The organism is Duganella sp. CF517, assembly GCF_900110275.1.
Taxonomy (GTDB): domain Bacteria; phylum Pseudomonadota; class Gammaproteobacteria; order Burkholderiales; family Burkholderiaceae_D; genus Rugamonas.
In genome coordinates, this window is the sequence record NZ_FODC01000003.1 from 671,648 (window position 1) to 683,025 (window position 11,378).

The 11,378-nt window shown below is 67.0% G+C and carries 9 protein-coding genes; 5 read left to right on the forward strand and 4 right to left on the reverse strand.

Annotated elements, in window-relative coordinates:
* From BMX85_RS14560 to BMX85_RS14580, 5 genes are read left to right on the forward strand one after another with little or no spacing between them, the layout of a single operon-like run.
* Positions 1-2,307, forward strand: coding sequence for a TonB-dependent receptor (locus BMX85_RS14560; RefSeq protein ID WP_090319178.1), 2,307 nt, complete (start codon positions 1-3; stop codon positions 2,305-2,307).
* A gap of 18 nt (positions 2,308-2,325) precedes the next feature.
* On the forward strand, positions 2,326-3,030 hold the full coding sequence (locus BMX85_RS14565) for an ABC transporter ATP-binding protein (protein WP_090319181.1): 705 nt from the start codon (positions 2,326-2,328) through the stop codon (positions 3,028-3,030).
* Complete coding sequence (locus tag BMX85_RS14570; protein ID WP_177196760.1) at positions 2,990-4,498, forward strand: DUF3526 domain-containing protein; 1,509 nt, start codon at positions 2,990-2,992, stop codon at positions 4,496-4,498. Before BMX85_RS14565 ends, BMX85_RS14570 begins: the two co-directional genes overlap by 41 nt.
* Positions 4,495-5,988 carry a DUF3526 domain-containing protein gene (locus BMX85_RS14575; protein WP_090319187.1) on the forward strand — a complete coding sequence of 498 codons (1,494 nt, stop codon included), beginning with the start codon at positions 4,495-4,497 and terminating at the stop codon, positions 5,986-5,988. The genes BMX85_RS14570 and BMX85_RS14575 overlap by 4 nt, the downstream gene beginning before the upstream one ends.
* A gap of 47 nt (positions 5,989-6,035) precedes the next feature.
* Positions 6,036-7,202: an esterase-like activity of phytase family protein gene (locus BMX85_RS14580; RefSeq protein WP_090319190.1), complete on the forward strand. Its 1,167-nt coding sequence runs from the start codon at positions 6,036-6,038 to the stop codon at positions 7,200-7,202.
* Here BMX85_RS14580 and BMX85_RS14585 read toward each other — a convergent pair.
* The 4 genes from BMX85_RS14585 to BMX85_RS14600 all read right to left on the reverse strand — a co-directional run bounded on the left by BMX85_RS14585 (position 7,168) and on the right by BMX85_RS14600 (position 11,263).
* A complete protein-coding gene (locus tag BMX85_RS14585; RefSeq protein ID WP_090319193.1) occupies positions 7,168-8,754 on the reverse strand; it encodes a RecQ family ATP-dependent DNA helicase in 1,587 nt (528 codons plus the stop codon). The genes BMX85_RS14580 and BMX85_RS14585 overlap by 35 nt on opposite strands.
* 134 nt (positions 8,755-8,888) lie before the next feature.
* Positions 8,889-10,301, reverse strand: coding sequence for a PA domain-containing protein (locus BMX85_RS14590; protein WP_229210463.1), 1,413 nt, complete (start codon positions 10,299-10,301; stop codon positions 8,889-8,891).
* Positions 10,291-10,719 (reverse strand): post-PEP-CTERM-1 domain-containing protein, encoded by a 429-nt coding sequence (locus BMX85_RS14595; RefSeq protein ID WP_090319200.1) that lies wholly within the window; start codon positions 10,717-10,719, stop codon positions 10,291-10,293. The genes BMX85_RS14590 and BMX85_RS14595 overlap by 11 nt, the downstream gene beginning before the upstream one ends.
* A gap of 154 nt (positions 10,720-10,873) precedes the next feature.
* A complete protein-coding gene (locus tag BMX85_RS14600; protein ID WP_090320104.1) occupies positions 10,874-11,263 on the reverse strand; it encodes an OsmC family protein in 390 nt (129 codons plus the stop codon).
* Between the last annotated feature and the right edge of the window lie 115 nt (positions 11,264-11,378).

The following is an 11,378-nucleotide window of genomic DNA, read 5'->3' on the forward strand; positions in this document are numbered from 1 at the left end:
ATGAAAACAACGACACGGCCGCTGGCCGCGGCGATCTCGCTCGCCCTCACCAACTGCCCCTACGCCCACGCCGACGACACAACCGCCAATGCGGCCATGCAGACGGTGACCATCAACAGCAGCCGCAGCGCGCTCGATCCCGATCTGCCGACCACCAGCGTCACCAAAACCCAGGACGAGCTGCGGCAGCAGCAGAACATCTTCAATCCCGAAGACGCGCTGCGCAACATGCCCAGCATGACCATCCGCAAACGCTATAGCGGTGACCGTAACGCGCTGGTCGGCGGACGCAGTTTCTCCACCACCCAGGCGCCGCGCGCGCTGGTGACGATGGACGGCTACCTGCTGTCGAACTTCCTCGGCCGCTTCGACGCACCCCGCTGGAACATGATCGCGCCGGAGGAAATGACACGGGTCGATGTGCTGTACGGCCCGTTCTCGGCGCTCTACCCCGGCAACTCGATCGGCACAACGATCGCCGTCACCACCAGCCGCCCGGCCAAATTCGAGGGATCGGTGCGGGTGGCGGTGCAGGATCAGAGCTTCGACCAGTACGGCCTCAAAGACCACTACCGCAACTACCAGGGTTCGGCGCTGATCGGCGACAGGCTGGCATCGGGCCTGTGGTACAAGCTGATGGTCAACCATCAGGACTCGACCAGCCAGCCGATGGGCTACTACACCGCGACCGCCAACGTTGCGGGGGCCTTCGCGACGCCGGCCGGCGCGGGCGCCGCCACGCCGGTCACCGGCATCCGCTACGACACCGGTCCGTTTGGCACGGCGCGGGCGATCTTCGGCGCCAATGCCGGCGCCATCGACCATACCAGGCAGGATACCGTCAAAACCACTCTCGGCTACGACTTCAATCGCACCGTGAGCGCGGAGGGCTTCGTAGCCTGGTGGAGCAACGAGAGCGTGACACGCAATCAAAGCTTCATGCGCGACGCCGCCGGCAACACCGTCTGGTCCGGGAGGGTCACCGATGGCGCCAATGTCTTCGTCGTTCCGACCGCCGCCTTCGCGCCTTACACGCGCGATGAGCGCCACGCGCAGGCCGGGGCGACCGTCAAGACCCGCAACGGCAACGGCTGGAACGGCAGCGTATCGGCCAGCGCCTACCGCATCATGAAGGACGTGCAGCGCAACGCCGGCAGCGCCGATCCGTTCGCGGCCGGCGGCGGCGCCGGTAACGCGGTGCTGCGGGACGGCAGCGGCTTCAATTCCGTCGATCTGCAAACCACCTATTCACCGGTCGCGGGCGACTGGACCGGCGGCGCCCATGCGCTGACCATCGGCCTGCACGCGGACGATTACAAGCTCGAACAATCGACCCGCGCCACCGCAGACTGGCGCAATGCCGCCGGACCGGAGACGCAGTTCATCGGCGGCGAAACACGCATCGTGGCGCTGTATGGCCAGGACGCGTGGCGTTTCGCGCCGCAATGGACGGCCACCTTGGGCGTGCGAGCGGAATCATGGCAGGCCAGGAACGGCGCGCAACGCATCCCCGGCGCGGCCCAAAACTACCCGGGGCGCAGCGAGCAGGCCTGGTCGCCCAAGCTATCGCTGGGTTGGGACGCGGCGGCCGATACCACGTTGCGCCTGTCGGCAGGCCGGGGCGCGCGCTTCGCCACCGTCGCGGAACTGTTCCAGGGCACGGCCGTGGGCAGCGCCATCGTCGTCAACGACCCGAATCTGAAGCCGGAACGCTCGAACGCGCTCGAACTGATGGCCGAACAACGCCACTCCTTCGGAATGCTGCGCGCTTCGCTGTTCCAGGACGACGTGCGTGACGCCATCTGGAGCCAGCTAAATCTGAGCGTTTTCCCCAACGTGACCAATGTGACCAACGTGGGCCGGGTGCGCACGCGCGGGCTCGAGTTGGTGGCGCAGGTCGACCGCTTGGGCGTGGCTGGACTCAGCGCCGATGCCAACATCGCCTTTAGCAAATCGACGATCCTGGAAAACGCCACCTATCAGCCGTCGGTGGGCAAGGATTGGACCCGGGTTCCGCGCGTGCGCGGCGCCACCACCTTGACCTACGCGCCCGGGGCGAAATGGAGCGCCTCGGCGACCTACCGCTATTCCGGCCGCCAGTTCAACGAAATGAACAATTCAGACTACAACACCGATGTCTACGGCGCCATCTCGCGCGTCAGCCAGGTGGATATGCGGCTGCTGTTCAAGCCTGTCGCCGGCACCGAACTGGCTGTCGGCATAGACAACCTCAATGACGACCGCGCCTACCAGATGCATCCCTACCCGGGCCGCACCTTGTTCGCGGAGATGCGTTACGCCTTCTAGGATACCCACGGAGCACGGATGATACACATCGAAAAACTAAGCAAAAGCTATGAAGGCAGAACCGTGGTCGATGGCCTCGACCTGCACGTGCAGGGCGGAGAAATCTACGCGCTGCTCGGCCCCAACGGCGCCGGCAAGTCCACCACCATTGGCTGCCTGCTGGGCTTCATCGACGCCGACGCCGGCAGCATCCGCCTCGCAGGTTCCAGCCTGCCGCCGGCGCGCGCGGCGGTCCGGCACGCGGCCTATATCGCGGAAAACGTCGCGCTCTACGAACGCCTGACCGGCGTCGAAAACGTCGAGTTCTTCATGCGCCTGTTGGGGCGAAAGCCGCGCCGCGCGGAGATCGAAGCGCTGCTGGAACGCGCCGGCCTGCCGGAGCACGCGTGGCACCGCATGGCCTCCGGCTATTCGAAAGGCATGCGCCAAAAGGTCGGCATCGTCATGGCGCTGGCCAAGGGCGCGCAGGTGCTGGTGTTGGACGAACCGACCTCCGGCCTCGATCCGGAGGCCAGCGTGACCTTCGGTGAACTGGTTCGGGCGCTGGCCGACGACGGCGCCGCCGTTCTGATGGCGACGCACGACCTGTTTCGCGCGCAGGAGCTGGCCGACCGTTGCGGCATGCTGGTGGGAGGCCGTCTGGCCGGTGAATGGAAATTGGGAGATTTGAATGCAGGCGAACTTGAACGCAACTACCTTGGCATCCTCGCCGGCCGCGCCTGAGCTGGGCACGCCGGACGCGCGCGACGCCACGTCGAACCGCCAATGGTGGCTGCGCGCGCTGCATGGCGCCTGGCAGGCCGACTGGCGCGAGCGCCGGCGCGACTGGCGCGTGTGGCTGGTGGTCGGCGTCGGACTGGCGCTGGCCGTATGCGCGGCGCTGTTGTCGTCGATGGAGCTGCGCGCCACGCTGGAGGGCCGCGCCATCGCGCAACAGGCGGAGCAACAGCGCTGGTCGCAACAAGGCAAGAAGTATCCGCATTCGGCGGCACACTATGGCGTCTACGTCTTCAAACCCCTGTCGGCGCTGGCGGCGCTCGATCCCGGCGTAGAGCATTACGTCGGCGCCAGCGTGTGGCTCGAGGCGCACAAGCAGAATGAGCTTGTGTACCGCCCGGCCAACGACGAACCGGGTGTGGCCCGCCAGTTCCGGTTGAACCCCGCCTTCGTGCTGCAGGTGCTGGCGCCGATGGCGATGATCTTCCTAGGCTTCGGCATGTTCGCGGCGGAGCGCGAACGCGGCACGCTGGCGGCCTTGCGCATCAATGCCGCGCCGCTGGGCGCCCTGGCGCTGGCGCGCGCCGCGGTGCTGCTTTGCCTGGCGATGGTGCTGGTGCTGCCGGCCTGTATCGCAGTCGGCGTGCTGGAATGGACGCTCCAGGCGCGCAGTCCATTCAGCGACGGCTTGCCGCGCGCGTTGCTGTTCGGGGCCGGCTATTTGGTCTACCTGTGCACCTGGGCCGCCTTGATCGCCGCCGTCTCGGCGCGCGCCGCGACACTGCGCGCCAGCCTGGCGGTGCTGATCGGCTTGTGGGCCGCCACCACGCTGGTGGTACCGCGCGCGGCGGTCGAACTGTCGCGGATGGCCGCGCCGCTGCCGACCATGCAGCAGTTCCGCGCCGCCCTGGACGTGGAACTCGGTATGCCGGACGATCCCGAACAAGCGGAACGCGACAAGCAGCAGCTGCTGCGCGATTATGGCGTCAAGGATGTCAAGGACTTGCCGGTCAACTGGGCGGGCATCAGTCTGCAGCGCGGCGAGCAGCACGGCGACCGCATTTTCGACCAACATTACGGCCGCCTGTTCGACGCGATGCGGCGGCAAAGCGACGCCTCGGCGCTAGCCGGCTGGCTGTCGCCGGCGGTCGCGATGGCCGGTCTGTCCAGCGCGGCGGCGGGCAGCGACACCCACCACCATCTGCAATTCGTCGATGGCGCCGAGCGCCAGCGGCGCCGCATGCAGCAGGTGTTGAACCAGGCGATCACCGACCACCCGGAACAGGATGGCGTCCGCCACGACGGCGACCAGGCGCTGTGGGACAAGATACCGCCGTTCATATTCACCTTCGAGGCGCTCGACCTGAAGGCGCTGGCGTTGCGCCAGGGCCTGCCCCTGCTCGCCCTTTTCATCGCAAGCCTGCTGCTGTGCGGCGCCGGCTTGCGCCATCTACGCAGCGGAAACCTACGATGAAACAGATGTTCACATTGATCGCCTACGACCTGCGCAGCCAGTTGCGCGAGCGCGGCACCGTCGCCCTGGTGCTGGTCGCCCTCGCGCTGGCCGGATTCGGCTTGTTCGAAGGTGCGCGCTTCGAACGCGACCAGCGGCGGGCGGTGGCCGAAGCCGCCGGCCAGGAAATCACCGCTCGCGCCGAAGCCAACGCGCTGGCCAAGCGCTATTTCGCCGATCCGGCGGCGCCCGAGTTCAAGGCGCTGCAATGGTACAAGACGCCGGTGGACGTGCGCGGCTACGCCTTCCGCACGCATGTCGGCTTCGCCGGCAAGCCGGAGGTTCCCGGCGCCGCGCTGGCGATTGGCCAGGCCGACCTGCTGCCCGCCTACGTCCGGGTGCGCGCCGAGTCGATGGAGCTGGCGCGCACGGCGCTGGAGATCGAACATCCGGGGCGGCTGGCCGTCGGCCGCTTCGATCTGATGTTCTTCGTCGTCTATTTGTGGCCGTTGATCCTGCTCGCGCTATGCACCTCCGTGCTGACGCAGGACCGCGAGAGCCAGCGTTTGCGGGCCTTGCAGCTCCAAGGCGTGCGCCTTGGCCGCATGCTGGCGGCGCAGGTCGGAGCGCGCGCCCTGTCCGCCAGCCTGGTGCTGGTGCTGGCCGTCGGCGCCGCGTCGCTCGCCGCCGCCGCCATACCGGCCGATGGCGCCGGCATGGCGGCGCTGGCGTCGTGGGCCGGCGTGGTGCTGCTGTACTCGATGTTCTGGGCCGCCGTCACGATCGTCATCTGCTCGGTGTGCGGCAACCGCATGACGGCCGCCTTCGCCGGCTTCGGCGCGTGGCTGATGCTGGCGGTGCTGCTGCCCGGCGCGATGACGGCGGCCATCCAGATCGGCGCGCCGGTGCCGGTGCGGGAACGCTACGTCCAGGCGCTGCGCGACGCCGGCGACCAGGTCAACGCCGATAAGCTGGGCAGCCTGGCGCGCTTCTACGACAGCCACCCGGAATGGAAACCGTCCGCCACCCCGCTCTCGAAGGTCTCGTCTAGCGTGTCGCGGCTGCAGCGCGCGCAGGAGCTGGAACGCGTCATGGCCGGTGTCGACCGCCAGTTCGAACAGGCGAGGATGCGCCAGCAAGAGCTGTTCGAGCAGGCGGTCGTTTTCAGCCCCGTGACCTTGGCGTATCAAGCCCTGTCCGGCATCGCCGGCAACGACGGCCAGCGCCACCGGCAATTCATGGCGGAGGTGCAGCGCCACCAGGAGCGGCTGCGCGACTACTTCCAGCGCGCCATCCAGCTGGCGGCGCTGGGGGACGAACGCCAGCCCTGCCCCGCCACCTGCCTTGGCGGCTACGGCTTCCGTGACTTCGACCAGGTGCCGCGCTTCAGCGCCTCCACGGCGCTGCTGCGGGCGCCGGACGGGCCGCCGCAACTGGTCGCGCTGCCGCTGTGGATCGCCGCGCTGTTGGCACTGGCGGCCGGCCTGATGTCGCGCATTCGGCGGCGGTAGCGCCGGCTCCGTTATACTGCTGGCTTTGCTGCTTACGACAAGAGATTATGACGCTTTACCACCCACCTCGCCGGTCCTTCGGGCCACTCGCCGGCGCGTTATCCCTGCTTCTGGCGCTCGCCGGCTGCAGCCAGCTGCCGACGGCCAAAACCATTCCCGATACGGTATCGTCGATGCGTTTGATCGGCGAACAACGGCTGCCGTGGCGCGTGCAATTCCAGGGCACGATGGTGGGCGGCCTGTCCGGCATCGACTACGACGCCGCCCGTGGCGACTGGGTGATGATCTCCGACGACCGCTCCGAGCACAATCCGGCGCGCTACTACCGCGCGCGGCTCGCGTACGATGACAAGTCGTTCAAGTCCGTCGAGCTGACCAGCGTCGTCACGCTGCTGCAACCGGATGGCAAGGCCTATCCGTCGAAGGAAAACTTCAAGCGGCATGGCGGCGTGGTACCCGACCTGGAGTCGGCCCGCGTCGATCCGCGCGACGGCAGCATCTGGTACTCCAGCGAAGGCGATGTTCCGGCCCGCCTGCCGCCGTTCGTGCGCCACGCCAAAGCCGATGGCGCCTTCCTGTCGGAGCTGCCGTTGCCGGCGATGTTCAACGTGCCCGCCGACGGCAAGTCCGGACCGCGCAACAATCAAAGCTTCGAAGGCCTGAGCTTTTCGCCGGATGGGAATTCGCTGTGGGTGTCGATGGAAGGACCGATGATCCAGGACGGCGCGCTGCCGGACCCGCGCACCGGCGCCTTCACCCGCATCACCCACTTCGAACGCGACGGCAATGTGCTGGGGCAGTTCGCCTACCCGCTCGATGCGATTCCGGCTTCTCCCGGCCAGGGCAAGTTCGCCGACAACGGCATCTCCGAAATTCTCGCCCTGAGCGAAAGCCGGGTGCTGGTCATGGAGCGCTCCGGCGTGCAGGCCGACGACGGCAGCTTCCAGGATTTCGTCCGCATTTACGAGATCACCACCGACGGCGCCACGGATATCCGCAACCTGGCGACGCTCAAGGGCTCGGCCTACACGCCGCTGAAAAAGCGCCTCGTATTGGACGTCAATGAGCTCAAGCTGCCACGGGTGGACAACCTGGAAGGCATCTCGCTTGGTCCGGTGCTGCCGAACGGCCACGCCAGCCTGGTGCTGGTCTCGGACGACAATTTCGGCAAGGACCAGGTTACGCAACTGCTGCTGTTTGAGCTGATCCCATAGCGTTCAGCTGCGCCGGAAGCGCGGGCGGTGGCGATGCCGGCGCAGGGTCGGCATCGACCGCCAGCAGCGGCCCGCTTTCCTGTATCGACGGCGGCGACAGGCAATTGTCGCACTTGCAGCAACGCTCGAAGCCCGGCGACAGGTCGGCGAAGTAATCGAGCAGCAGCTTCCAGCGGCAATAGCCGCTCTGCGCATAGCCCACCATTTGCTCCAGCCCTTCGCGGTCGCGCTCGTGCTTGTCGACGTAGATCTGCGCCATGCGCTCGAACTCCGCCATCTTCGGCGGGCCTTTCGGCTGCTTCGCCAGCAGATAAGCCAACTTGCTGTTGCGCTTCAGTAGCTTGCCGTCCTTGAGCATCTTCAGGCAAATCTTCAACTGGCTGGCGGGGATCTGCTCCAGGCGTGGCTTCAGATCCGCCTCGGTGAACGTCATCTGCTCCGACGCCACGGCCGCCTCGTAGACGGCGCGCAGTTCCTGCGCCGTCGGATAATGCTTGATCAGGAAGAACTGCTGCAAGCGCTTGTCCGCGTGGTAGTACAACAGCGTGCACTCCGCGTCCAGGCCATCGCGCCCGGCGCGGCCGGATTCCTGGTAGTAGGCCTCCAGGTTGGCCGGCACTTGCAGGTGGATGACGAAGCGCGTGTCGCTCTTGTCGATGCCCATGCCGAAGGCGTTGGTCGCTACCATCACGCGCCGCTCTCCGCTCATGAACAGGTTCTGGTTTTCGCTGCGCTCGGCGGCCTTCAGCTTGCCGTGATAAAGAGTCACGCTTTCGCCGGCGTTGCGCAGCATGTCGTACATCTCCTCCGCCGCCTTGACGGTGGCGGCGTAGATGATGCCCACGCCGGCGGTCTCGCGCACCAGTTGCAGCGCCTGCGCGCCCTTTTCGCCGGGATTGGTCACCTGGCGCACGCGGTAATGCAGATTGGGGCGGTAGATGCCGGTGTTGATGACGGCCATGCGCGGCCTGCCCAATTGCGCGCGGATGTCGGCGATCACGCCGTCGGTGGCGGTCGCGGTCAGGGCCAGCACCGGCGGGCGGCCCAGCGCATTGAGCGCGGCGCCGATCTCCAGGTAGGCCGGACGGAAGTCGTGGCCCCACTGCGAAATGCAGTGCGCCTCGTCGATCACCACCAGCGCGATCTCGGTGTTCTTGAGCAGCGCCAGGAATTCCGGGGTCACCAGCCGCTCAGGCGTGCAGAAGACGATGTCCTTGTCGGCGCTTTCGATGCCTTCGAGCGCGGCCAGCTCGTCGACGCGCGACAGGCTGCTATTGATCTGCGCGGCGCTGGCGATGCCCGCCTCCTCCAGCTTCTCGGCCTGGTCCTTCATCAGCGAGATCAGTGGCGACACCACCACCGTCACGCCTTTCAACAGCCGCGCCGGCAACTGGTAGCACAGCGACTTGCCGCTGCCGGTCGGCATGACGGCCAACGTATCCTGGCCTGCCAGTACGCTGTCGATGACGTGGCGCTGGCCGTCGCGCAGCGCTTCGATGCCGAAGACCTTGCGCAGAAGGTCGTTGATTTGCTTGTTTTTGGGGGCTGCCATGGACACTCTTTCTATTCAGCGGGACTGGGGAAAGAGTAGACAAGGACGCCACCTTGGTATGTACGCCAACGCACCGCCCGGGCGTGTTGGCCGGGGCGGTGGCGTGGCGCCCGCGGCGCGCGTGGTTTACGGCGTCACCAGCCGATGTCCCTGAGCAGTGGATACGTCAGATCGCGCGGCGGCGTGACCTTGTGCGACAGGTCGTCGTTGATCGACGGCTCCATCAACTGGTTGGGGATGGCGCTGATGTCGTAGTGCGACACGGACGATCCGGGCAGATTGGGATCGGTCGCGTACATCAGCACCCGCCCCGACGGATCGGCCCCGGCGCGCACCGCCAAATTGACGCCGAGGTTGGCGAACAGGCCCGACTTGGTCCGCGAACGCGTAGCCAGCACATCCTTCAGCGCGGCGCCGTCCTGCAGCGAAATGCGCACCGCCGGAATGACGATGGTCGGATCGTCGCCGCCCAGGTCCGGCGGTGGCGTGCCTGCCGCGTTGTCGACGATGATGGCGCCGATGGCCCCGGCGTTCTGCACATTCCTGACCTTTTCGACGAACGTGCACCCGCCACGGTCGATCAACGCGATCTTGCCTTGGACGGCGCGAACGTTGGGGGCCGACAGCGGCGTGCACGCCAGACCGGTGTCGGGCGGGGTATCGATGACCGGCATCACCTCGCCGGTCACCCCGGGGCTGGCGAGCGGAGGCCCGAACTGCGCCACGCCGATCCGCCGGACGCCGGCCACGCGCGACGGCGACAATATCGTCAGCAATGGCGTGCCTGGCCGCAACACGAGCTGCGCCGCCTCGGTGACGTTGGCGCCGTTCCATACCAGCCGGCCGGCGCGCCGGGCCGACGCGGCGCGCTCGGCGTCGGTCATGTCCTTCCACAACTTGTTGGTCGCGGTATCCAGCAGGAAATAGTCCCAGATGCTGGGGATGCCGGCCAGCAGCTCGCCGGTGGCGTCGTCGGTGTAGGTCTGGAAGCCGAGGCCGTGCGCGAACTCGTGCAGCAGCACCGCCACCAGGTCGGTCAACGGTCCGTGGTTGTTGTCCAGCCCCAGATAGAACGGCGAGCCGGTGAAGCAGCCGGGCTGGCCCAGGTTGACGTTGAAGCGGGCGCGGATCTCGGGCAGGTCGGGATCGGCGTCGAAGCCGACCAGCTTGTTGGTCTCGGCCTCGCCGTACCAGGCGTCGGGTTGCGGCGCGCCGGGGAAGTTGGCGAACACCTGCAGGGCGCCGGCGGAACCGAGCACCGCGCCGGTGTCGTTGCAGGGCAAGGCTTCCCACGTCGCCAGCACGCGGATCGGCACGCTGCTGTCGAGTGTCGCGCCCCAGATGCTCGCTGCCTGCTGGAACGCGTTGATACGCTGCGCGCCCACGGTGGTGCCGCTGTTGCCGCCCACCGGCGTCGCCGGCGTGGGGTCGTTGAAGCCGACGCCGGCCGGATCGCCGTTGACGATGGTGATGGTGGCGGCGGCCCAGCTGCCCGCCGAGCACAGCATGGCCAGCGCGCCGCAGATGGCGATGAGTTTATTTTTCATCATGCTCTCCCAGCTTGCTGTCTGGTTCGCACGTCGCGGCGACCATGCCGGCGGCATCCTTGCGCGCCACGGCGTAGCGCTCGTGGCGCTCGTCGAGCTTGACGGCGACGCCGCCGTGCGGCGGCCGGGTCAGCGCGGGTCTGGAGGCGGCGGCTGCGGCGGCGGCGGCCTTGGGCGGAACGATCAATGCGGTCGCCTGCCCGGCCGTCGGCGCGGTCAGCTTGCCGGTGGTCGGGTCCTTGTAGGCCGTCATGCCGGCACGCGGCGGCGGCGCCGCTCGCCCGGACTCTGGCGCGGGCTGCGCGACAACAGTTACGTTGGGAAATTCCATGACGCCGTTGGCGGCTGGCGGAGAGGCGGTGGCGCTGCAACTGGCGGCCGCGCCAAGCAGTCCCGCCAGAAGTTTAGTCAGGTTCATATCAAGCCCTTTGGTAAGAACGTCGAATCGAACAAAAACCATGGGTATGGTTCAACTTGCCTCAGTTAGACGAGGCACAGCTCGATTTGGTTCCACTTCAGGCTGGTAGGATTTCCTGATCCAGTTCAATACGTGAACGGCGGTTTGGACGACGTCAGGCGACGCTGGTATCGATGCGCACGCCGCTTTTCAAGGTCAACGTCACTGGCGTCTTCTCGGCGATTTCGGCCATGCGGGCTTTTTGCTCGGGGTCGAGCGCGCCGTGGAAAGTCAGCACGCGCTTGATGCGCAGGGCGCCGTCGTCGGCGGGCGCCAGGTGCAGCGCGACGTCGACCGCCTCCATCGGCCACTGCTTGCGGTCGGCGTACATGCGCAAGGTGATCGCGGTGCAGGAGGCCAATCCGGCCAGGATGAAATCATACGGCGCCGGACCGGCGTTGGCGCCGCCGTTGCGCGGTGGTTCGTCGCCGGTCAGCGCGTGGCCGCCGACCTCGATCGATGTCTTATAAATATCCCTGCCGATGCGTGCGACGCCTTGTGCCATGGTCATTCTCCTTGGCGCCATTTTAACGCGCCCGCCGTACTCGAGCGACACGATTCGGCTCCGCCAAAAGACAGACCGGGGTCAAGTCTGTCATTCGGACACGAGCCCATCCAAG